This is a genomic window from Mesorhizobium sp. GW821-FHT04C10, assembly GCF_059420305.1.
On record NZ_JBWKTL010000001.1, the window covers coordinates 6,987,351 to 7,011,251 of the forward strand.

Genomic DNA, 23,901 nt, shown 5'->3' on the forward strand with positions numbered 1-23,901 from the left:
GGCGCCAAGGGCCGCAAGGAAAAAGCGTCGCAATCGTTGACGCTCCGGCCCCGCGCGCCTAGAGACCGGTTGAAAATCGACACCGCGGCCAAACCAGCGAAATGATCTGGCCGGCGAATAATTTGGAAAACAGAACCATGGCGGGATCAAACATCCTCGATCTCAATCCCGAACTGCTGACGGCTGCCGCCGAGAGCAAGGCGTGGCCGTTCGAGGAAGCCAAAAAGATCATCGAGCGCTACAAAGGCGCCGACTTTCCCGAAACGATCCTGTTCGAGACCGGATACGGCCCGTCCGGCCTGCCGCATATCGGCACGTTCGGCGAGGTGGCGCGCACATCGATGGTACGCCACGCGTTTCGCGTCCTGACGCAAGACAAGGTCGCGACCAAGCTCTTGTGCTTCTCCGACGATATGGACGGCATGCGCAAGATACCCGACAGCGTGCCGGATCGCGCCGCGCTTGAGCCGTATCTGCATATGCCGCTGTCGTCGGTGCCCAATCCGTTCGGCGGCGACTATACGAGCTTCGCCGATCACAACAACGCGATGCTCTGCCGCTTCCTCGACACGTTCGGCTTCGACTACGAATTCGCCAGTGCGACGCAGTACTACAAGTCGGGCCGTTTCGACGCGATGCTGCTTCGCGCCGCAGAGCGCTACGACAAGATCATGGCGGTGATGCTGCCGACGCTCGGACCCGAGCGGCAGGCGACCTACAGCCCGTTCCTGCCGATTTCTCCGAAGAGCGGCCGCGTGCTTTACGTGCCGATGAAGCATGTCGATGCCAAGGCCGGCACCATCACCTTCGACGACGAAGGCACCGAGACCACGCTTTCGATCACGGGCGGCAGGGTGAAGCTGCAGTGGAAGCCGGATTTCGGCATGCGCTGGGCGGCGCTGGGCGTCGACTTTGAGATGTTCGGCAAGGACCACCAGACCAATGCCGTGGTCTACGACCGCATCTGCGACATACTGGGCGGGCGCGCGCCGGAGCATTTCGTCTACGAACTGTTCCTGGACGAGAACGGCCAGAAGATCTCGAAGTCGAAGGGCAACGGCCTGACCATCGACGAATGGCTGACCTATGCGCCGACCGAGAGCCTGGGGCTCTACATGTACCAACGGCCGCGGCAGGCCAAGAAGCTCTATTTCGACGTCATCCCGCGCGCCGTGGACGAATATTACACCTTCCTCGCCGCCTATCCACGACAGGACTGGAAGGAGCGGCTGGGCAACCCGGTCTGGCATATGCATGACGGCAACCCGCCCGCCATCGACATGCCGGTGCCGTTCTCGCTGCTGCTCAACCTGGTCAGTGCTTCCAATGCGCAGAACAAGGATGTGCTGTGGGGCTTCATCTCGCGCCACGCCGCCGGCGTGACGCCGGCCACCCATCCCGAACTCGACAGGCTGACGGGCTATGCGATCCGCTATTTCGACGACTTCGTAAAGCCGACGAAAACATTCCGCGCCGCCGACGATGTCGAGCGCGAGGCGCTGCAGGCGCTGGACACGGCGCTTGGCACGCTGCCGGCGGACGCCAGCGGCGAAGCGATCCAGAACGCTTCGCTCAACGTGGCGCGCAAGATCGAGCGCTATCAGGATCATTCCAAGCAGAGCCCGGAAGGCGGCCCAGGCGTTTCCGGCGCCTTTTTCCAGATGATCTACCAGGTGCTCATCGGGCAGGAGCGCGGCCCGCGCTTCGGCTCGTTCGCCGCGCTCTACGGCGTCGCCGAGACCCGCGCGCTCATTCAGCAGGCGCTGGCTGGTCAGCTGGCTTGAGGGCGCCGTCGACCTCTTCCAGGATCGAGCCCGGCGCCTGAGGCGCCGGGGCGGGCGCGGCGGGCATCGCCGAGATACCGGCAAGATCCGGCGCCGGCCCGAAAATGCCCTTCCTGCCGCTTTGCGCCTTTTCGCCGGCCTCGACATAGGGCCCGCCCTTGGCGGCACGCGCCCAGCCGTTTTCGACCAACCACTGGCCGACGTCCTGCTTGCCGATCCGGCATTCCGCCGCGATCCGGTCGCGCCCGCCTTCGGGCGGCACCGTGCAAACCACCGCGCGGCCGCGCAGAAAGGCCCGGAACGCGCTGCGCGCGCGAATGCCGCACGGCCAGGATTTGCCGTCTGTGGTGCAGGCTTCATCCTGCGCGACGACATCGATGCCGGAAACCGCGACTGAATAGCCTTTTGCCTCGATAAGGCCGGCGGCCGGCGCGACCGGCTGGAACAGCTTCGTGCCGTTCCAGTCGTCGGGCATCTTCGGCTTTGGCGGCATGGCCAGCGCCAGCTTGCTCAGCGGCTCGCGCGGCTCGACCCGCTCGATTTCCCCGGCGGGCAGTTCCGGCGGCGCGACGACCTGCGGATCGATCGCCCGCGAATGCACCGCCGGCTTTGCCGGTGGCGCAGCGGCAGGCGCTGGGATGGCTGACGTAGCCGGCTCCTCCGGCCCGGCATCGGTGCCTGCCTGAGAGATCGTATCAACGCCAGGATCGATCTGGTCCACCGTAACGGTGCCTTCGCTTCCTTTCAGCGTGCGGCCGCCGGCGACGACCAGGGCCGCCATCACCGGAACCATCACAACCGCCAGGGCAAGATGAGGAAGCCGCACCAGCTCGGACCTACTGACTCGCCCAGACAATCCGCGCCACCCATTCGACATCGCGCATGGGGATGTCGCGGTCGGGATGATCGGGATTGAGGGAGACCAGCGCGATCGACTTGACGGTCTGGCGCTCGAGCACCTTGGCCATCACCTCGCCTGACGTGGTCTTGACGACGACGCGATCGCCCTTGCGGGTGGCCGCGCCCGGCTCGACGATGAGGACGTCACCATTGCGGTAGAGCGGCAGCATGGAGTCGCCTTGCACCTGCAGCGCATAGGAGCTTTCGGTCGACTGCGCCGGCAGTTCGACCAGATCCCAGCCCTGCCCTGCCGGAAAACCGGCATCGTCGAAAAAGCCGCCGGCGCCGGCCTGGGCAAAACCAAGCAAGGGCACTGATCGCCGGTAGGCGGGCGCGGCGCCCATGCGGCCTTCGATAAGCCCGGTGAATTCGTCGAGTGAAGCACCCGTCGCCTCGATGATCTTGGCCAGCGATTCGGTCGAAGGCCAGCGTGGTCGGCCGTCGGACGACAGGCGTTTCGATTTGTTGAAAGCAGTCGAATCGAGCCCCGCGCGCCTTGCCAAACCTGAAGCCGAAAGCGAATAGCGCTCGGCGAGAGCATCGATGGCGGCCCAGACGCGGTCGTGCGAGAGCATGTCGTGCTCTCCTTCGAAACAGGAAAAAATGCCTGTTCGTTCTAGTCCGCGAAGGTCGCTTTGTCCACCAGCACCGCTCACACGGCACACATTCGTGTCGACCCTGGACATTGGGATCCCCGGGATCAATCGGCCGCCTTGGCGAGGGTGCGCAAACCCTGGTGCGACGCCATGAAAATCCGTTCCGCCTCCGTAGGCTGTCGTGGATCGACTGTGCGACCAAGGGCTGCGACAACCTCGGCAATGTCGAGGAAGCGGCGAGCCTTGCGGTCATAGACGCCGGCGGTCGTCAGGATCAAAGCAGCCGTCTCGCCATTGTCGAGGACGAAACGGTGCTTGCCGATGACCTGGGTGCCTTCCCAGGTCTCGATCGACGACACCACTTCGAAGCGGCGCCACAGCCTGATCTCGCGGGCGTAGACCGCCTGCAGCCCGCCCATCATCGGCGCCCAGCCGTTCTTGCGCGCCAGCGAGATCAGCCCGGCGCGGACAAAGAGATCAATGCGGCCGAGATCGGCCAGCATCATGTAGCGCGCATTGTTGAGATGGATGTTGAAATCGATGTCGGTCGGCAGGCAGCGAAAGGCCAGCCGGCCTTCACCGCCCATCACATAGGGGCCACGGCTTCGCGCCGTGGCCAGCATGCGCGCCATGCGCGCCCAGACATACATAACCTACCGTCAGGCGGCCTTTTTCACGTCGCCCTTGGCGTAGGGGTCGAAGCGTTCGTAGAAGGTTTCACCCTTCTCCGCCATGTCGATGAGCAGCTTGGGCGCCTTGAATTCGGCGCCATATTTCTTCTGCAGCCCCTTGGCGATCTTGACGAAGCGCTTGGCGCCGATGCCGTCGATATAGGACAGCGCACCGCCGGTATAGGGCGCGAAGCCGAAGGCCAGGATCGACCCAACATCGGCCTCGCGCGGGTCGGTGACGATGCCCTCTTCCATCACCCGTGCCGCTTCCAGCGCGATGGTGACGAGCAGCCGCTGCTGCAGTTCCTCGTAGTCGACTTTCTCGGGCTCGAGCTGCGGATAGAGGTCCTTCAACCCCGGCCACAGCTTCTTCTTGGCGGGCTTGGCCGGATAGTCATAGAAGCCCTTGCCGTTCTTGCGGCCGAAACGGCCATGGTCGTCGACCATGGTGTTGATCAGTGCCATCTGCTTGGGGTCGACGGCCTTGTCGCCGAGATCCCTGATGGTCTGCTTCATGATCTTCTGGGCAAGGTCGATCGCCGTCTCGTCGGTCAGCGCCAGGGGACCGACCGGCATGCCGGCGGCCTTTGCCGCATTCTCGATCATCGGCGCGGGCACGCCCTCGATCAGCATCTTGTAGGCTTCCGACATGTAGCGCAGCACGCAGCGATTGACGTAGAAGCCGCGCGTGTCGTTGACGACGATGGGCGTCTTCTTGATGGCACGGACGAAATCGATCGCGGTCGCCAGCGCCTTGTCGCCGGTCTTCTTGCCCAAAATGATCTCGACCAGCATCATCTTGTCGACCGGCGAGAAGAAGTGGATGCCGACGAAATTCTTCGGCCGCGCCGAATTCTTGGCCAGCGAGGTGATCGGGATGGTCGAGGTGTTGGAGGCGAAGATCGCCCACGACTTCAGCACGGCCTCCGCCTGTTCGGTGGCAGCCTTCTTGACGGCGGAATCCTCGAACACCGCCTCGACCACCAGATCGCAGCCGGCGAGATCGGCATAGTCGGCCGTGGGCGTGATCAGCGACAGGAGCTTGTCCTTCTCCTCCGGCTTGGCGCGACCCTTCTTGACCTGATCCGAGACCAGGCTGTCGGAATGCGCCTTGCCCTTCTGAGCGGACTCGATATCGCGGTCGAGCAGCACCACCGGGATGCCTGCCTTGGCCGTGACATAGGCGATGCCGGCGCCCATGAAGCCGGCACCGAGAATGCCGATCTTCTTGAATTTGGTTTCCGGCACGCCGGCCGGGCGGCGCGCGCCCTTGTTCAGTTCCTGCAGCGACACGAACAGCGAGCGGATCATCGCCGCCGCTTCCCTGGTCCGCATGATCTCGGTAAAATAGCGCTGCTCGATCCTGAGCGCGGTGTCAAACGGCACCAGCAGGCCTTCATAGACGCATTTCAGGATGGCGGCGGCGGCCGGGTAGTTGCCATAGGTCTCGCGACGCAGGATGGCGATGGCCGGCGGCCAGAGATTGAAGCCGGCCGGCGAATAGATCTGGCCGCCGGGCAGCTTGAAGCCCTTTTCGTCCCAGGGCTGGACGGCTTTCAGTCCGTTCCTGATCATGGCCTTTGCGGTCTCGACCAGTTTGGCCGGCTCGGCGATCTCATGGATCAGGCCCATGGCCTTCGCCTTCTGCGGCGACAGATTCTGGCCGGAGGTCAGCATCTGCAAAGCCTGCTGCTGATCGGTCAGCCGCGGCACGCGCTGGGTCCCGCCGGCACCGGGGAAGATGCCGACCTTGACTTCCGGCAAGGCCATCCTGACCTTGTCTGAATCAGCGGCGACGCGACCGTGGCAGGCCAGCGACAATTCGAAAGCGCCGCCCATGCAGGTGCCGTTGATCGCCGATACCCAGGGCTTGCCTGATGTTTCGAGCTTGCGCCACAGGCCGCCCATGCGGCCGGCATTGTCGAACAGCAGCTTTGCCGCCTTCTCCGGATCCTTGTCTTTCTCCTTGGCAAAGACCGCCAGCATCTTCTGGAGCATGGTGAGATCGGCACCGCCGGAGAAGCTGTCCTTGCCCGAGGTGATCACCGCACCCTTGATGCCGGCATCGGCCACCACCTGGTCGATGATCTTGTCCAGTTCGCCCATCACCTCCTCGGTGAACACGTTCATCGAGCGGTCCGGCATGTTCCAGGTGACGAGCGCAATGCCGTCAGCGTCGGTGTCGAGGGTGAAATTAATGTAGCTCATTGTTCTCTCCCCGTCAGACGCGTTCGATGATCGTTGCGGTGCCCATGCCGGCGCCGATGCACAGCGTCACCAGCGCGGTGTTGAGATCGCGGCGTTCGAGTTCGTCCAGCACCGTGCCCAAGATCATCGCGCCGGTGGCGCCGAGCGGATGGCCCATGGCAATGGCGCCGCCATTGACGTTGATCTTGTCGTGCGGGATGTCGAAGGCCTGCATGTAGCGCAGCACCACCGAGGCGAAGGCCTCGTTGAGCTCGAAGAGGTCGATGTCCGACAGCTTCATCTTGGCGCGCTTCAGGAGCTTCTCGGTGACGTCGACCGGGCCGGTCAGCATCAGCACCGGCTCGGAACCGATATTGGCGAAGGTGCGGATGCGCGCGCGGGGCTTGAGGCCCATGGATTTCCCGGCCTTCTTCGAGCCGAGCAGCACGGCGGCGGCACCATCGACGATGCCGGACGAGTTGCCGGCATGGTGGACGTGGTTGACCTCTTCCACCTCGGGGTGCTTCTGCACCGCGACCGCGTCGAAGCCGCCCATTTCACCGGGCATGACGAAGGACGGGTTGAGCGATGCGAGCGACTGCATGTCGGTCGAAGGCCGCATGTGCTCGTCATGGTCGAGAATGGTCAGGCCGTTCTGGTCCCTGATGGGGATGACCGAATTCTTGAAGCGGCCGTCGGCCCAGGACTTGGCGGCGCGCTTCTGGCTCTCGACCGCATAGGCGTCGACGTCGTCGCGCGAGAAACCGTATTTGGTGGCGATCAGGTCGGCCGAGATGCCTTGCGGCACGAACCAGCCGGGCAGGCCGACCGACGGGTCCATGAACCAGGCGCCGCCGGAGGCGCCCATGCCGACGCGCGACATGGATTCGACACCACCGGCGATGACGATCTCATCGGCGCCCTGCGCGATCTTGGCGGCGCCGAAATTGATGGCGTCGAGACCCGAGGCGCAGAAGCGCGAGATCTGCATGCCAGGCGCCTTGGTGTCGTAGCCGGCCTCGAAGGCGGCGGCGCGCGGAATGACCGAACCCGCCTCGCCGACCGGATCGACGCAGCCGAAGATGATGTCGTCGACCGTACCGGTGTCGAGCCCATTGCGGTCGCGCAACGCCTCGAGCGTCTTGGCGGCAAGCCGCACCGCCGGCACTTCGTGCAGCGATCCGTCCTTCTTGCCCTTGCCGCGCGGCGTGCGCACGGCGTCATAGACATAAGCCTCAGCCATTATCTTGCTCCTTGGGTTTGCCGGTGGCCACGCTCAGAGAGAGCGTCCGATCAGCAATTTCATGATCTCGTTGGTGCCGCCGTAGATGCGCTGGACGCGAGCGTCGCGGAACATGCGGGCGATCGGATATTCATTCATGTAGCCATAGCCGCCATGCAATTGAAGGCATTCGTCGACGACTTTTCCCTGCAGGTCGGAGAGCCAGTATTTGGCCATCGAGGCCGTCACCGGATCGAGACCGCCATTGATGTGGCGGGTGACGCAATCATTGTAGAAGACGCGGCCGATGGTCGCCTCGGTCTTGAGCTCGGCCAGCTTGAACTGGGTGTTCTGGAAGTCGATGATCGCCTTGCCGAAGGCCTTGCGTTCCTTGACGTAATCGATGGTCAGCGCCAGCGCCCGCTCGATCATGGCGATGGCGCCGGTGCCGATCTGCAACCGCTCCTGCGGCAATTGCTGCATCAGCTGGATGAAGCCCTGCCCTTCCTCGTGGCCGAGCAAATTGGAGGTCGGCACGCGCACGTCGTTGAAGAACAGTTCCGACGTGTCGTTGGCCTTCAGGCCGATCTTGTCGAGGTTGCGGCCGCGCTCGAAACCCTCGACCTCGTCGGTCTCGACGACGATCAGGGAGGTGCCCTTGGCGCCCTTTTCCGGATCAGTCTTGGTGACGACGATGATGAAGTTGGCGAGCTGGCCGTTGGTGATGAAGGTCTTGGAACCGTTGATCCTGTACTGGTTACCGTCTTTCTCGGCCCGCGTCTTGACGCCCTGCAGGTCGGAGCCGGCGCCAGGCTCGGTCATGGCGATGGCGCCGATCAGCTCGCCGGTGGCGAGCTTCGGCAGCCACTTCTTCTTCTGCTCCTCCGAACCGTAATGCAGGATGTAAGGCGCGACGATCGCATTGTGCAGGCCGATGCCAAAACCGTCGACGCCGACATGGCCGATCGCCTCGATGATAGCGCTCTCATGCGCGAAGGTGCCGCCGGAGCCGCCATATTCCTCCGGCATCGAGGCACAAAGCAGGCCGGCGGCACCCGCCTTCAGCCAGCTCTCGCGGTCGACCATCTCGTTCTTCTCGAACTCGTCGTAGCGCGGCGCGATCTCCTCCGCCATGAAGCGGGTTGCCATGTCGTAGAGCATGCCGACCTCGTCCGCCGCCCAGGCGGGCTTGGGAAGGCCAAGTATTTCGGCGGGGTTGGTCATGTGGATATGGTACTCCTCCCAGAGCGCATCGTCAGAGTTGAGGTCGGCGCACGTCACGCGGGCCTCAACCGACCCTCCCCTCAAGGGAGAGGGCAACCATCTTTAGAACGCTTCCGCGGGCAGGGCCATCAGCGTGTCCGCGCCACTCGAAATACGGGCGAGATGGGCCGACGTCTCCGGCATGATCCGCTCCATGAAGAAGCGCGCCGTCACCACCTTGTTGTCATAGAAGGACTGGGTGCCGTTGGCGCCGGTCTTGCCCTGTGCCACCTTGGCCATCTGCGCCCACATATAGCCCAGCGCGACAAGGCCGAAGAGATGCATGTAGTCGGTCGAGGCCGCACCGGCATTGTCGGGCTTGGCCATGCCGTTCTGCACCAGCCACATGGTCGCCGCCTGCAGGTCGTTGAGGCCCTTCTTCAGTCCCTTGGTGAACGGCGCCATCTTCTCGTCCGCGCGGTTTTCCTCGCAGAATTCGCCGACCTCCTTGAAGAAGGCCTGGATGGCGCGGCCGCCGTTCAGGCCGAGCTTGCGGCCGACGAGGTCGAGCGCCTGGATGCCGTTGGCACCTTCATAGATCATGGCGATGCGGGCATCGCGCACGAACTGGCTCATGCCGTGTTCTTCGATATAGCCGTGACCGCCGAACACCTGCTGGGCCATCACCGCATGGTCGAAACCCTTGTCGGTGAGCACGCCCTTGACCACCGGCGTCATCAGACCCGTGTAGTCGTCAGCAGCCTGGCGGTCCTTATCGTCGGCGGAGCGATGCGCGATGTCGGACTTGATCGCCGTCCACAACGCCAGCGCGCGGCCAGCCTCGTTGAAGGCCTTCATGGTCATCAGCGAGCGGCGGATGTCGGGATGGACGATGATCGGGTCGGCCTTCTTGTCCGGCGCCTTGGCGCCTGACAGCGAACGGCCCTGCAAGCGGTCCTTGGCGTAGGCGACGGCGTTCTGGTAGGCAATCTCCGACAGCGACAGGCCCTGCAGGCCGACGCCGAGGCGGGCTTCGTTCATCATCGTGAACATCGCCTTGAGACCGCCATTCTCCTCGCCGAGCAGCGTGCCTTCGGCCTCGTCATAGTTCATGACGCAGGTCGAATTGCCGTGGATGCCCATCTTCTCCTCGATCGAGCCGCAGGAGAGCATGTTCTTCTCACCTGGATTGCCCGATGCGTCGAGCTTGAGCTTCGGCACGATGAACAGCGAGATGCCCTTTACGCCCTCCGGAGCGCCCTCGATGCGTGCCAGCACGAGATGGACGATGTTGTCCGACATGTCGTGCTCGCCGGCTGAGATGAAGATCTTCTGGCCTGATATCCTGTAGGTGCCGTTGCCGTTCGGCACCGCCTTGGTGCGCAGCAGGCCGAGATCGGTGCCGCAATGGGGCTCGGTCAGGTTCATGGTGCCGGTCCAGGAACCCTCGACCATCCGGGGCAGCCAGGTCGCCTTCTGCTCGTCGGTGCCGTGGGTGATGATCGCCGCGATCGCGCCCTGCGTCAGGCCCGGATACATCATCAGCGCCATGTTGGCCGAGACCATGTACTCGGAGACCGCCTGGTGCACCATGTAGGGCAGGCCCTGGCCGCCGAACTCGACCGGTGCGGCCAGCCCCATCCAGCCACCCTCGCGATACTGGTCGAAGGCCTCCTTGAAGCCTTTCGGCGTCGTCACCGAGCCGTCGTCATGGCGCACACAGCCTTCCATGTCGCCGACGCGGTTGAGCGGATGCATGACATTTTCGGCGAGCTTGGCGCCCTCGGCGAGGATCGCCTCCAGAACGTCGGGCGTGGCGTCGGCAAATCCGGGAAGGTTGGAATAGCGCTGATAGCCCAGCACCTCGTTGAGTACGAACAGCGTATCCTGAACCGGAGCCCTGTATGTCGGCATGCTTCTTCTCCACCCTGCGGACCTGGTCCGAAAGCTCCCGAATTCATGTCAGGCAGCATGCGGACCCGTGTTGAAGCCGGGATAGCAAAAATTGACGTTTGCGTAAACGTCAATTTTTTCGATGCGACAAGATTGCCGCCCCTAGCCAAGCCTGGTGAGCCTAGCGGCGCAACATCGTGCGGGCCAGCGGAGAGATAAGAGAGGCAGATGCACAAAGCGAAAAAGCCGCGTGGCGGAGCCACGCGGCTTGATAGTGCCGGAACCGGCAGCTTTGTCTAGCTCGCGACGCTCGCCTGCGGCGGCGTGCGCTCGGTCAACATCTGGCGCACCGCCGACATCGAGCCGGAGAGCTCGTTGATGGCGTCGTCGATCAGCGCCCGCTGCTTCTGCAGGCGGGCAAGCTGCTTCTCCGACTTGTCCAGCGCCAGCCGCAGCTGCTTGGTGTTGGAACCGGTCGGATCATAGAGGTCCATCATCTGCTTGACGTCGCGCAGCGAGAACCCGACCTTGCGGCCAAGCAGGATCAGCTTCAGCCGGGCCCTGTCGCGGCGTGTGTAGAGACGGGTCGAACCGTCGCGCTGCGGGTTGAGCAGGCCCTTGTCTTCGTAGAAACGCAGCGTGCGCAGCGTCACGCCGTATTTCTTGGCCATTTCGCCGATGCGGACGAGATCCTCACCGGCTTCGACAGATACATTATTGGTATTGGCGGCGGTCTCGCCGGCCGAGATAAGCTTCATGGTCACTGGCTTTCCCCGTCTGGTGGCGTCGCGGTCCTGGACCATGCGTCGCCTGACTGGAAGCGGGGGCGTGCTTCCGGCCGTGGTTTCGACAAACAAAATCGCAAACAGCACACTCAAATGCGCCTTTTACGTTTACGTCAATTCTATACCGATAGCCGCCTCATGACGCAAGGGGCGTTCTATGACGGTGCTTTTTGCCGCACTGCGGGCAGCGACAGCCAACTTCTTGCAACTTCTTAAGCTTGGTTAACGCGTTGTTTACCACGTTGAGGGAAATGTGGGCGCGTCGGCTACCCGTGTTTATCCTGTATCGAATTTTTCACGGTTTTTCGGAGCGCGGGTGAACCCCCGGGAAGCTTGTCTTCCACCGTGGCATGGAAGCGCGGTCGCCTTCGTTCCGGCAGGGACTTGGGGAGCTGGCCGCAAGCCGGCCAATCTGAAAGACGGACGCACCGATGAACAGCAAGCGGTCCTACCTCGATACACTCAACGCCGGCAGGCAGCGCAGGCCGCAGACCACGCTCGAGCAGCTGAACCGCTCGCTGGAGACGCTGGAGCAGCGATTGGGGCAGACCCGCGAGGAGGTGACGGCACGTCCGGCTCCGCGCCAATACGGCGCCGACCCGCGCTATCCCGCCACGGACCCGCGCTACCCCGCCGCGCAGCCAACCAGCCAGCAACGCTGGTACGAGGATCCGCAACCGGCACCACGCCCGCAGAGCCCGGCGCCAGCCCCTTCATTCGACCAGAATTACCAAGCCATCGCCCGCGACATCGACCGTGTGCGCGGCCAGGAAGACAGTGTCGCCATGGTCGGCAAGATCGCCGGCGAACTGCGCGGCATGCGCGAGGAACTGCGCCACCAGATGACGGCAGGCCTGCAGCGCGAATTCGATGCACTGCGCAAGGATATCGACCGCGCCTTCCAGGCGAACGCCAAGCCCGGCGCGGCAGGCAAGGGCAGCGCCGAACTCGGCGTCGAGTTCGAACGGCTTTCCGGCGCCATCAAGTCGCTGTCGGAGAAGAGCGACGACAGAAGCGTCAATCTGCTGCGGCTGGAGCTCGAGCAGGTCAAGGCAGCGCTCGACACGCTGGCGCGCGAAGAGAGCGTGCAGAAGGTCGACCGCCGCTGGGACGAGTTCGACCGCCGCTGGACGGCTTTCGAAGACCGCGTTGACGCCGACCAGCGCAAACGTTCCGACGATCCCGCCCTTGCGGCGCTGACCGACCGGCTGGAGCAGATCAGCAACGCCGTCAACAACCTGCCGGAATCGCTGTCGCTGCGCTCGCTCGAGGAAAAGGTCCGTACGCTGGCCGGCGCTGTCGATCACTTCGCCAGCCAGCAGCAGGACAATCGCGGCGGTGACACGCTTGCCATGATCGACGAGCGGCTGGACGAGATCTCCCGCGCCATCGTTGCCTCGACCGTCGCGGCACAGGCCAATTCGGTCGACCACGAAGCCTTCGACCGCATCGAGAAGCGCATCGACTCGCTCGCCCGGCAGATCGAGGAAGTGGCACAGGATCGCCCAGGCGACGCGGTCATGGATCGGCTGGGCACGCTATCGAGCCGGGTCGACGAACTTGCCGGCCGCGCCAACCTTCCCGAACAGGCGATGGAACGGCTGGCCAAGCAGATCACGCTCATCGCCGACAAGATCGACCAGGCGCCGGCCATGCCCGACGCCGACTACATCTTCCAGGGGCTCGAGCAGCGCTTCGACGTGCTGTCCGGCATGATGGAACGCCGGCAGGGCGACGCCATCGAACAGGGCAACATGCTGTTTCGCGATCTCGAGCGCCGCCTGGACGAGGTTGCCGACCGGCTCGACCAGCGCATCGTGCCGCAAATCGACAGCGCCGGCATCATGGAAGCCATCGACGCACGCTTCACCGCGCTCGCCACGCGCATGGAGACGCGCGCTCCCGATCCGGCCGGCGAAGCGGCGATCCGTGGACTGGAAAGCCGGCTCGAGGACATCTCCAGCCGGCTCGACGCTTCGGCGGCCCAGGTGGCCGGCATCGACCCGGCGCTGATCCGCAGCCTGGAAGCGCAGGTCGCCGGCCTGTCCGCCCATCTTTCCAGGCCGAGCACCCCGCTGCCGGAATTCGAGGACATCAGCCCGCGCCTCGATGAGATCGAGAAAGCGCTGGCCGGCACCCGCGATTCCATCCTCGGCGCGGCACGCGAAGCGGCCGAGAACGCGGTGCGTTCGCTGGCCGGGTCGAGCGCCAACACGACTGCCGTTTCCGGCCTCGCCCAGGACCTGAAGACGCTGGAAACACTGACGCGGCGTTCCGACGAGCGCAATTCGAGAACGTTTGAAGCCATCCACGACACATTGCTCAAGATCGTCGACAGGCTTGGTTCGCTGGAGACCAGCGAACCGTCCGAGGCGGTAAGCGAGCTTCTGGACACGCGATCGGACGAAGCGGTCGGCAAGCGCCGCACACGGACCGCCAAGATGGCTGTCGAGGCACCGTCCCTGGATATCGACGAGCCGATGCCGCTGACCGGCGACATGGCCGATCTCGACGGCCGCGCCGCCGCCATATTGCGCAACGAGCACGGTGCGCGTGGCGACCTGGGTACGCGTGGCGACCTGGGTACCCGCACGCCGGCGGAGGCCGCCGCGGCTGCCGCCATCGCAGCCCTCGGATCCGACACCATCGCCGAGAAGGACCAACCGGCAGGCCGCAAATCGATGTTCGGCGGGCTGGCACGCGCCTTCAAGGGCAAGAAGGCGGCTGATATTCCGCCACTGGCCGGCTCGGCGCCGAGCAGCGATATCCCGAGTGTCGATCTCGACGAGCCCCTCGACCCGAAAGTGGCCAACCGCCCGCTGGAGCCCGGCTCCGGTGCGCCTGACCTCAATGCCATCATGAAGCGGGTGCGCGACGAGCGTGGTCAGCCGGCCAAGCTCAGCGAAGGCGACGCCGCGAAATCGGACTTCATCGCCGCAGCACGGCGCGCGGCCCAGGCCGCCGCGGCCGAGGCCGACGCCTTGAAGCGCCAGTCGACGATGAAGGGACCGGTGAAGGCACTCAGGATCGGCGACCTGCTCAAGGCGCGGCGCAAGCCGATCCTGATGGCGGCGGCCGCGATCATGCTGGCGCTTGCCGGCCTGCAGCTCGGCAAGGCGTTTTTCTCGGATCCTGCCCAGGTGGCAAACAACGACGCGGCACCGATCGTCGCCGCGAAGCCTGTGCAAACGGCGTCCGTCGACACGACGAGCCAGCCGAAGGCGGAAGCCCAGTCGACCGCAACGGACAGCGCGCCGGCCCGCGCCGTCAGGCAGGCCGAACCATCCGCGTCCGCGACCAAGGACGACATGGTGACGCAGACCGCCCTGGCGATGCCGTCAGACATGGATGCAATGGCGGATACAGCGCCGGTTGCGGCGCCCGCGGCTTCGGCCGCCTCTTCCGGCCTCGGCGCTGCCGCCTCCGACGCGATGGCTCCGGCACCAGCCGCGCCCGTTGCCGTGACCCCGGATGCGACGGCGTCAGTGCCGACCGCCATCACCGGCGGCGCGCAAGCGACGGATAGCGATGCCCAACCGGCCGCAGCTGCCCCGACGGCGGCCAATGAGGCCACGTCCAAACTCACCACCGGTGCCGTTGCGCCGACGGATGCACCGGCAGCCGCGACCAAGTTCGACATTCCGGCCGATGCCGGCCCGGTCGCACTGCGCGATGCCGCCGCCAATGGCGACGCCAAGGCGCTGTTCGAGATCGGCTCGCGCTACGCCGAGTCGCGCGGCGTCAAGGAAGACATGGCGGCAGCGGCCAAATGGTACGAGAAGTCAGCTGAACTCGGTTTCGCGCCGGCCGAATACCGCATCGGCAATTTCTACGAGAAGGGCATCGGCGTCGCGCGCGACATCAAGAAGTCGAAGACCTGGTACCAGCTGGCCGCCGAACAGGGCAACGCCAGCGCCATGCACAATCTGGCCGTGCTGTTCGCCATGGCCGCCGATGGCGTGACCGACAATGAATCGGCCGCGCACTGGTTCCAGGAAGCAGCCGACCTCGGCGTCAAGGACAGCCAGTTCAATCTCGGCATCCTCGCCGCCAAGGGCGTCGGCATGAAGCAGAACCTCGAAGAATCCTACAAATGGTTCGCGCTCGTCGCCAAGACCGGCGACAAGGACGCGGCCGCCAAGCGCGACGAGATTGCCAACGCGCTACGGCCCGAGCAGCTCGAGCGGGCGCGCGCCGCGACCGAATTGTGGAAGGCCAAGCCGCTCAACGCGGCATCCAATTCGGCCGACATTCCCGAGTCCTGGCAGGAAGGTACGCCGCAGACGACCGCCGGCATCGACATGAAGAAGGCGGTCAAGAACATCCAGCTCATCCTCAACAAGAACGGCTATGATGCCGGCGGCGCCGACGGCGTCATGGGCGACAAGACCAAGAACGCGATCATCGCTTTCCAGACCGACAACAAGATGCCGGCGACCGGCGCCGTCGACGAGAAACTGGTCCGCGCGCTGCTGGCGCGCAAATAACAGAACAAGCGTCGTTTCCACGACGCTCTTGCCATACATTTGCCTGTTAACTGATTGAGATATTTTTTGTTTCGGCGCGGCGACGGGGTTTGACCCCGCCGCCGCGTCGGCGCAAGGAAAAATTGGCTTTTCGGTGCGAGACTGCTCACAACGGCTGTATTCGCCGACAGGCAAACTGATCGAGACTGACGGGTGGGCATCTATCTCCCGATTGCGGAAATTTCCGTCAACGTCTTCGTGCTGCTGGCCATGGGCGCGGCGGTGGGTTTCCTGTCGGGCATGTTCGGCGTCGGTGGCGGGTTCCTCATCACGCCACTCCTGATTTTCTACAACATTCCCCCGGCGATCGCGGTTGCCACGGGCGCCAACCAGGTCATCGCCTCTTCCGTCTCCGGCGTCCTTTCTCACATGAAGCGAGGCACGCTCGACTTCAAGCTCGGCGGCGTGCTTCTGGCCGGCGGCATCGTCGGCTCCACCGCCGGCATCTACGTCTTCGCCTTCCTGCGCCGGCTTGGCCAGCTCGACCTGTTCATCTCGCTGCTTTATGTCGTGCTGCTCGGCACGGTCGGCGGACTGATGCTGGTCGAAAGCATCAATGCACTGCGTGCCACACGCAGCGGCGCCGCCCCGGTGCTGAAGAAATCCGGCCAGCACAACTGGATCCACCGGCTGCCGCTGAAGATGCGCTTCAGGGCGTCGAAGCTGTTCGTCAGCGTCATCCCGGTGCTTGGCCTTGGCGCCGGTATCGGCTTCCTGTCGTCGATCATGGGCGTCGGCGGCGGCTTCATCATGGTGCCGGCGCTGATCTATCTGCTCAAGGTGCCGACCAATGTCGTTATCGGCACCTCGCTGTTCCAGATCATCTTCACCTCCGCCTATACAACGCTGGTCCATGCCACCACCAACCAGACGGTCGATGTCGTGCTGGCCTTCCTGTTGATGGCGGGTGGCGTGGCCGGCGCGCAATATGGCGCCAAGGCCGGCCAGAGGCTGCGCGGCGAGCAACTCAGGGCGTTGCTGGCCTTGCTGGTGCTGGCCGTGGCGATCAGGCTCGCCATCGATCTCTTCGTCACCCCGCCCAATCTCTATTCGCTGTCCAGCGTGGGCCTCAACTGATGACGGGCCCGAAAGCGTTCGCAGCCGCCATCCTCCTGTCACTGCTTGCGGCCGCCACACCGGCGAAGGCGCAATCGCCGCTGCCGGAAGGCATCCAGATCGGGCTCTCCACCGACAATGTCTCGATCACCGCCGGCTTTTCCGGCGCCGACCTGACCATCTTCGGCTCGCTGGAAAATCCCGACCCGCTTATAGCCCGTCAAAACCGCTACGATGTGATCGTCGTGCTCGAAGGCCCGCCGCGACCGGTGGTGGTGCGCCGCAAGGACCGGGTGCTTGGCGTGTGGGTCAATCTCGATTCCGAAACCTTCGAGAACGTGCCGATGTCCTATTCGGTGGCGACGACGCGACCGCTGCAGGACATAACCGAACCAAACAGCTACAAGCAGCTGTCGCTCGGCGCCTCCAACCTCTATATGCAGCCCGCCGACGCCGGCGACAGCCCGGCGACGATCCAGGAATTCACCGCGGCATTGCGCGAACGCAAGGCCGCGACCGGCCTCTACAGCGAAAATGTCGGCGGCGTGCAGTTCCTGTCGCAGAACCTGTTCCGCGCCACCGTCAGGCTGGCGCCGAATGTGCCGGTCGGCACCCACAAGGCGCGCGCCTTCCTGTTCAGGAGCGGCCTGTTCATCAAGGAGAGCTCGGCCCAGCTCGAAATCCGCAAGTCCGGCTTCGAGCAGTCGATCTTCCGGGTCGCCCACGACTACTCCTTCCTCTATGGCGTCTTCGCCATATCGCTGGCCATGCTGACGGGCTGGCTCGGCAGGCTGGTCTTCCGCAAGGACTGAGCATCCAAAAGGGGGTTTCCCTTTCCCGCCTCATGCTATAGACCGCACCTCCCCGCCCACCGGGCAAGCACGCACAATTCAATTCGGCAAAGTGGTTCGGTCGCCCGAAACCGCAGCGCACGCTTCTCCTGCGAGCGCCGATCCACTGCCTGGCGCCAATGACAGGAGGCCGCCTTGCGACCAGCATTCGCCGGTATCGACTTCGGCACTTCGAACTCCACTGTCGGCGTGGTCCGCAACGGGCAACCTCGCCTCGTCACGCTTGAAGACGGCCAGGTCACGCTGCCGAGTGCCGTGTTCTTCAATTTCGAGGATGGCCGCATCTTCTTTGGTCGCCGGGCGATCGCCAACTACACCGACAGCGTGGAAGGCCGGCTGATGCGTTCGCTGAAGAGCGTGCTCGGCAGCTCGCTGGCGCATGAAAAGACACGCATCAAGGCGCGCTCGATCGGCTTCATGGAGATCATCGGCCTGTTCCTCGGACATCTCAGGAAAAGGCTGGAGGAGGATGGCGGCGACCAGGTGGAGACCGTGGTGCTCGGCCGCCCGGTGCAGTTCGTCGATGACGACGCGCAAGCCGACGCCAATGCCCAGAGCGACCTGGAAAAGGCCGCGCACGCGCAGGGCTTCAAGCACATAGCCTTCCAGTTCGAGCCGATCGCGGCGGCGCTAGACTATGAGCAGAGGGTGATGCGCGAGGAACTGGCGCTGATCATCGACATGGGCGGCGGCACGTCGGATTTCTCGGTCGTGCGCGTCTCGCCGGAGCGCGCCCGATCGCCAGACCGCAAGGACGACATCCTGGCCAGCCGGGGTGTCCATATTGGCGGTACGGATTTCGACCGGCTGCTCAGCATCGCCCATGTCATGCCGCAGCTCGGCTATCTCTCCCCGACCAAGGACGGCAAACGCAATCTGCCGGCCAGCTATTTCATCGATCTCGCGACATGGCAGCGCATCAACCTGGTCTACACCGCCAAGGCGATGACGCATCTGCGCCAGATCCGCTACGAGGCCGCGCGCGCCGATCTGGTCGACCGCTTCATCCACATCGTCGAGCACCGCTACGGGCACGCGCTGGCGGCATTGGTCGAAAAGGCCAAGATCGAGCTGACCGACCGGTCATCGGCGGAAGTCGCGGTGAGGCTATCCGACGTGGAGTTCGCCGCCGAGATCACGCGCAACGGGCTGGACGCCACGATCGCCAGGGACATCGAGCGCGTTACCGCAACGGTGGCTGAGACCATCCGCGACGCGCAGGTCAGACCGTCCGACATCACGGCGGTGTTCCTGACCGGCGGCTCGACCGCGATCCCGCTGGCAAGACGGGAAATCCTGTCACTGGTGCCGCACGCTTCCGTCATCGACGGCGACATGTTCGGCTCGGTCGGGCTTGGCCTGGCTCTGGATGCCCAGCGCAAGTTCGGTTGATCAGGCTGAACTGCCTCCCGCAGGTTCGGCGCCGAGATGCGCCTTCAGCGCCATCTGGGCCAGGCTTGCCTGCCGATCGCGGTGCGTGATCATGGCGAAGTCGCGCTTGGGCAGTTCGATAGGCACGGCTCTCAGACTGCCCTCAGCCACGGCGCGTCCGACGACGAGTTCCGAAATGATGGTGGCGCCGGCACCCGCCTCCACCGCCTGGCGGACGGCTTCGTTGCTGGGCAGCACCAGGAATATCTGCAGATCGGCAAGCGAAATCCCCTCGCGCCGCGCCAGGTCCTCCAGCACCTCGCGCGTGCCCGAACCGCCCTCGCGAATGATCCAGCGGAGGCCCCTTATGTCAGGCCGGCCCGGCGCGATTTCGGTAATCTCGGGATGGGAGGCGGCAACCACCAGCATCAGCCGGTCGGTATCGACCTTGGCGCGGCGCAATATGTCGGACTCGGTACGCCCCTCGACCAGGCCGAGATCCGCGGTTCCATCCAGCACACTGGCCTCGACCTGCCTTGTGTTGCCGATGCTGACACTCAGCCGCACCGCCTGATAGGCCTCGTGGAAAGACGCCAGCCGGCGCGGCAGCCAGTAGCTGGCGATGGTCAGGCTGGCGGCGATCGAGAGACTGCCGGCGACCGTCTGCGAGACATGTTCCAGCACATTGCGCGCGGCGGCGGCTCGCTCCAGCACGGCCTTGGCCTCCGGCAGGAACCGGTGACCAGTCTGGGCAAGCTCGATGTTGCGGCCGACGCGGTTGAACAGATGGACGCCGTGCTGCTCTTCAAGCGCGCGAATGGCGGCCGATGCCGCCGACTGGGAAATGCCCAAAAGCTCCGCCGCCTTGGTCATGTGGCCGCGCTCGGCGACGGCGACGAAAATGCGCAACTGATCCAGGGTCATGGACGCATTAAGAACCAATATCGATCGAATTTACAAGAACAACTGATTAGACGGATCGATAGCTTTATTCTACTTTTTTGGGCGAAGTTAGAAAAAATTGGCCTACAGGTCGCAGCGAATAAAATGATCGGGCGGTTCAGATCCCTGCTTGCCCATTGGGCCCGTGGCATGAGGCGGCGGCTGGCCGGCGATCGCTATCATCCGGAAGAACACTATATGCGCGGCCCCGGGCCGAAGACGCGGGCCAAGTCCGGGGGTACCGCCGGATCATGAGCCCCAGACCGCCGCGCGGCGCGAATTCGGCACCATCGCAACGCCCGCTTGCCGACACACGCGCGCCTGATGAAGGTGACGGTGTCGACACATCGCCTGGCATTTCCGACAGCATCGCCAAGACCACCTGCTACATGTGCGCCTGCCGCTGCGGCATCGACGTGCACATCAAGGACGGCAAGGTCCGCTACATCAACGGCAACAAGGACCATCCGGTCAATCGCGGCGTGATCTGCGGCAAGGGCAGTTCCGGCATCATGCAGCACTACAGCCCGGCCCGGCTGAAGAAGCCATTGCTGCGCACTGGCCCGCGCGGCTCCGGCGAGTTTCGCGAGATCGAGTGGGAAGAGGCGTTCGCGATCGCCACCGAACGGCTGTCCGCCATCCGCCGGACCGATCCGAAAAAACTCGCCTTCTTCACCGGCCGCGACCAGTCGCAATCCTTGACCGGTTGGTGGGCGAGCCAGTTCGGCACGCCGAATTTCGCCGCCCATGGTGGATTCTGTTCGGTCAACATGGCGGCAGGCGGCCTTTACTCGATCGGCGGCTCGTTCTGGGAGTTCGGCGAGCCCGACTGGGACAACACGCGATATTTCATGCTGTTCGGCGTCGCCGAGGATCATGATTCCAACCCGATCAAGATCGGCCTCGGCAAACTCAAGGCGCGCGGCGCCAAGGTGGTTTCGATCAATCCGTGCCGGACCGGCTACAATGCGATCGCCGACGATTGGATCGGCATCCGGCCCGGCACCGACGGGCTGTTCGTCTTCGCGCTCATCCACGAACTGCTGAAGGCTGGCCGCGTCGATCTCGATTATTTGCTGCGCTACACCAACGCCCATATCCTCGTCGTGCAGGAGCCCGGCGTCGCCGACGACGGGCTGTTCGTCAGGGATGCCGACGGCAATCCGCTGGCCTGGGACAGGGTGGCGAAAAACGCCGTCAAGGCAACCGACCCGGAGGCGAAGCCGGCGCTGACCGGCAGTTTTGAAATCGATGGACGCCGCTGCACGCCGGTGTTCCAGCTGATCGCCGACCGATATCTTGACGAGAGCTACGCCCCCGATGCGGTCGCCGAGCGTTGCGGCATTGCCGCCGATACGATCCGCCGGATCGCCGCCGAACTCGCCCATGTCGCCTTCGAACAGACGATCGAACTGCCGGTGACTTGGACCGACTGGTCCGGGCGGCGGCACGAAACGATCAAGGGTCGGCCGGTTTCGATGCATGCCATGCGCGGTATATCAGCCCATTCGAACGGTTTTCACACCTGCCGCGCCATCCACCTGCTGCAAGTGCTGCTGGGCACGGTGGACGTACCCGGCGGCTTCCGCTTCAAGCCGCCCTACCCCAAATCGGCGCCGCCTGGCCCGAAACCCGCCGGCAAGACCGTCAAGCCGATGACCCCGCTCGACGGCATGCCGCTCGGCTTTGTCTGTGGGCCGGACGATCTGCTGGTCGATGAGGCCGGCACGCCGCTTCGCATCGACAAGGCCTATTCCTGGGACGCTCCGTTGGCGGCACACGGACTGATGCACACCGTCATCCGCAACGCCTGGACCGGCGACCCGTATCCGATCGACACGCTGATGATGTACATGTCGAACATGGCCTGGAATTCCTCGATGAACACCGTCGAGACGATTGCCATGCTGACCGACCATGACGGGGCCGGGAACTACAAGATCCCCTTCATCATCTATTCCGACGCCTATTATTCCGAGACCGTGCCGTTCGCGGATCTGGTGCTGCCCGACACCACCTATCTCGAACGCCATGACTGCATCAGCCTGCTCGACCGGCCGATCAGCCACGCCGACGGGCCGGGCGACGCCATCCGCCATCCCGTCGTCGAACCGGACCGCGACGTCAGGCCGTTCCAGTCGGTGCTGATCGAGTTGGGTGCGCGGCTGGGACTCCCCGGCTTCGTCAATGACGACGGAGCGGCCAAATATGCCGACTATGCCGACTACATCGTCAACCACGAGCGCACGCCCGGCATCGGTCCGCTGGCCGGCTGGCGCGGCAAGGACGGGACGTCAATCGGCAGGGGCGAGGCCAATCCAGACCAGTTGCAGCGCTACATCGACAATGGCGGCTTCTGGCATCACGACTTTGCCGACGACCAGCGCTACTACAAGATGGCCAACCGCTCCTATCTCGATTTCGCGGTGCAGATGGGTTTTATCCCCAAGGCCGAGCCGATCGTTTTCCAGCTCTATTCCGAGCCGATGCAGCGCTTCCGCCTCGCCGCGCGTGGCCATGGCCGTGTCCAGCCGCCGGAGGGCGAGCGTCAGCGCATCGAGACCTACATGGACCCGCTACCTTTCTGGTACATGCCCTTCGAGGAAGCGGCCGTCGACCTCGAGAAATATCCGCTGCATGCGCTGACGCAGCGGCCGATGCACATGTATCATTCCTGGGGCTCGCAGAATGCCTGGCTGCGGCAGATCACCAGCCAGAACCGCCTGTTCGTGCATCACCGGACCGGCGCCGGCCTCGGTCTCGTCGATGACGACTGGGTCTGGATCGAGAGCATCAACGGCAGGGTGAAGGGGCAGATCAAGCTGATCGACGGGGTGAACGAAAGCACGGTCTGGACCTGGAACGCGATCGGCAAGCGGCGCGGCAGCTGGGGCCTCAGGGATGATGCGGCCGAGAGCAATCGCGGCTTCCTGCTCAATCATGTCATCGGCGACCAGACCTCGGCCGACGCGCAAGGCAAGCGCTACTCCAACTCCGATCCGGTGACCGGCCAGGCCGCGTGGTTCGACCTGCGCGTGCGCATCGCCAGATGCGCTGATGAGGAAGCCGGCTTCACCGAGCCGCAATTCGAGCGATTCCACCAGCCGCCGCATTTCGAGCCCTCGCCCGACAAGCTGACTTTCGGCGCCGAATTTCGCCGGGCAAGAGAGGCCGCGGAATGACCTGCCTTCCCTCTCATACGGACAAGAAGCTCGGCCTCGTCATCGATCTCGATACCTGTGTCGGCTGCCAGGCCTGCGTCACCGCCTGCAAGGAATGGAACACCGGCGGCCACATGGCGCCGCTGACCGATATCGACCCCTATGGCGGCCATGTCGACGGGGTATGGTTCAACCGTGTGCACAGCTACGAGCACACCACCGAGATGGGCGGTCGCACGGTGAATTTTCCGCGCTCCTGCCTGCATTGCGAGACGCCGGCCTGTGTCACCGTCTGCCCGACCGGGGCCTCCTACAAGCGGGCGTCGGACGGCATCGTGCTGATCGACGAGGACAAGTGCATCGGCTGCAAATTGTGCAGCTGGGCCTGCCCCTATGGCGCGCGCGAGTTCGACACCGATGTCGGCGTCATGAAGAAATGCACGCTCTGCGTCGACCGCATCTACAACGACAATCTGGCTGAGGAAGACCGCGTGCCGGCCTGCGTCGCCGCCTGCCCGACAAGCGCGCGGCACTTCGGCGATCTCGGCGACCCCCTCTCGGCTGTCTCGCAGCTGGTGGCGGAGCGCGGCGGGGTCGACCTTATGCCTGAGTTGGGGTACCACCCGACCAACAAGTACCTGCCCCCGCGCGCGCATACGCAGCGCGCCGCATCGGTTACAGCTCCCGCGCTGGAGCCGTTGCGGGCCGAAGGCGGTTTCCTCGGCTGGGTCGACCGCATGCTTTCGAACTGAC

Annotated in this window: 16 protein-coding genes; 7 read left to right on the top strand and 9 right to left on the bottom strand. The window is 64.3% G+C overall.

The features are described from left to right. Positions 1-137 precede the first annotated feature (137 nt). A complete protein-coding gene (locus AC07UC_RS33365; RefSeq protein WP_494908844.1) occupies positions 138-1,784 on the top strand; it encodes a lysine--tRNA ligase in 1,647 nt (548 codons plus the stop codon). On the opposite strand, the gene AC07UC_RS33370 is transcribed toward AC07UC_RS33365, so the two are convergent. From AC07UC_RS33370 to AC07UC_RS33405, 8 genes are all read right to left on the bottom strand, one after another. Next, a complete protein-coding gene (locus AC07UC_RS33370; RefSeq protein ID WP_494908845.1) occupies positions 1,750-2,610 on the bottom strand; it encodes a thermonuclease family protein in 861 nt (286 codons plus the stop codon). The genes AC07UC_RS33365 and AC07UC_RS33370 overlap by 35 nt on opposite strands. 10 nt (positions 2,611-2,620) lie before the next feature. After that, entirely contained in the window at positions 2,621-3,259 is a 639-nt protein-coding gene (locus AC07UC_RS33375) for a S24 family peptidase (RefSeq protein WP_056570027.1), read from the bottom strand. A gap of 125 nt (positions 3,260-3,384) precedes the next feature. Then, positions 3,385-3,930 carry a thioesterase family protein gene (locus AC07UC_RS33380; RefSeq protein ID WP_494908847.1) on the bottom strand — a complete coding sequence of 182 codons (546 nt, stop codon included), beginning with the start codon at positions 3,928-3,930 and terminating at the stop codon, positions 3,385-3,387. Between the two features lie 9 nt (positions 3,931-3,939). Beyond that, on the bottom strand, positions 3,940-6,159 hold the full coding sequence (locus AC07UC_RS33385; protein ID WP_494908848.1) for a 3-hydroxyacyl-CoA dehydrogenase NAD-binding domain-containing protein: 2,220 nt from the start codon (positions 6,157-6,159) through the stop codon (positions 3,940-3,942). A 13-nt stretch (positions 6,160-6,172) separates the two neighbouring features. Beyond that, the gene (locus AC07UC_RS33390) at positions 6,173-7,381 is read right to left on the bottom strand and encodes an acetyl-CoA C-acetyltransferase (RefSeq protein WP_202324646.1); all 1,209 of its coding nucleotides are present in this window, start codon (positions 7,379-7,381) and stop codon (positions 6,173-6,175) included. A gap of 33 nt (positions 7,382-7,414) precedes the next feature. After that, the gene (locus tag AC07UC_RS33395) at positions 7,415-8,584 is read right to left on the bottom strand and encodes an acyl-CoA dehydrogenase family protein (RefSeq protein ID WP_494909031.1); all 1,170 of its coding nucleotides are present in this window, start codon (positions 8,582-8,584) and stop codon (positions 7,415-7,417) included. 102 nt (positions 8,585-8,686) lie between these two features. Then, complete coding sequence (locus AC07UC_RS33400) at positions 8,687-10,477, bottom strand: acyl-CoA dehydrogenase (protein ID WP_494908849.1); 1,791 nt, start codon at positions 10,475-10,477, stop codon at positions 8,687-8,689. 275 nt (positions 10,478-10,752) lie between these two features. After that, positions 10,753-11,214 (bottom strand): MerR family transcriptional regulator, encoded by a 462-nt coding sequence (locus AC07UC_RS33405; protein WP_494909032.1) that lies wholly within the window; start codon positions 11,212-11,214, stop codon positions 10,753-10,755. A 458-nt stretch (positions 11,215-11,672) separates the two neighbouring features. Between AC07UC_RS33405 and AC07UC_RS33410 the strand changes: the two genes are divergently transcribed. The 4 genes from AC07UC_RS33410 to AC07UC_RS33425 all read left to right on the top strand — a co-directional run bounded on the left by AC07UC_RS33410 (position 11,673) and on the right by AC07UC_RS33425 (position 19,066). Continuing rightward, positions 11,673-15,728, top strand: a complete 4,056-nt coding sequence (locus AC07UC_RS33410; protein ID WP_494908851.1) for a peptidoglycan-binding protein — start codon at positions 11,673-11,675, stop codon at positions 15,726-15,728. A 192-nt stretch (positions 15,729-15,920) separates the two neighbouring features. After that, the gene (locus AC07UC_RS33415) at positions 15,921-16,844 is read left to right on the top strand and encodes a sulfite exporter TauE/SafE family protein (protein WP_140775455.1); all 924 of its coding nucleotides are present in this window, start codon (positions 15,921-15,923) and stop codon (positions 16,842-16,844) included. Then, the gene (locus tag AC07UC_RS33420; RefSeq protein ID WP_494908852.1) at positions 16,844-17,635 is read left to right on the top strand and encodes a TIGR02186 family protein; all 792 of its coding nucleotides are present in this window, start codon (positions 16,844-16,846) and stop codon (positions 17,633-17,635) included. Before AC07UC_RS33415 ends, AC07UC_RS33420 begins: the two co-directional genes overlap by 1 nt. Positions 17,636-17,809: 174 nt before the next feature. After that, entirely contained in the window at positions 17,810-19,066 is a 1,257-nt protein-coding gene (locus AC07UC_RS33425; RefSeq protein ID WP_494908853.1) for an Hsp70 family protein, read from the top strand. Here AC07UC_RS33425 and AC07UC_RS33430 read toward each other — a convergent pair whose 3' ends face one another. Then, positions 19,067-19,969, bottom strand: a complete 903-nt coding sequence (locus tag AC07UC_RS33430) for a LysR substrate-binding domain-containing protein (protein ID WP_494908854.1) — start codon at positions 19,967-19,969, stop codon at positions 19,067-19,069. Positions 19,970-20,238: 269 nt separating this feature from the next. On the opposite strand from AC07UC_RS33430, the gene AC07UC_RS33435 reads away from it, so the two are divergent. Continuing rightward, a complete protein-coding gene (locus AC07UC_RS33435) occupies positions 20,239-23,169 on the top strand; it encodes a molybdopterin oxidoreductase family protein (protein ID WP_494908855.1) in 2,931 nt (976 codons plus the stop codon). Further along, complete coding sequence (locus tag AC07UC_RS33440) at positions 23,166-23,900, top strand: 4Fe-4S dicluster domain-containing protein (protein ID WP_494908856.1); 735 nt, start codon at positions 23,166-23,168, stop codon at positions 23,898-23,900. Before AC07UC_RS33435 ends, AC07UC_RS33440 begins: the two co-directional genes overlap by 4 nt. Position 23,901: the final 1 nt, after the last annotated feature.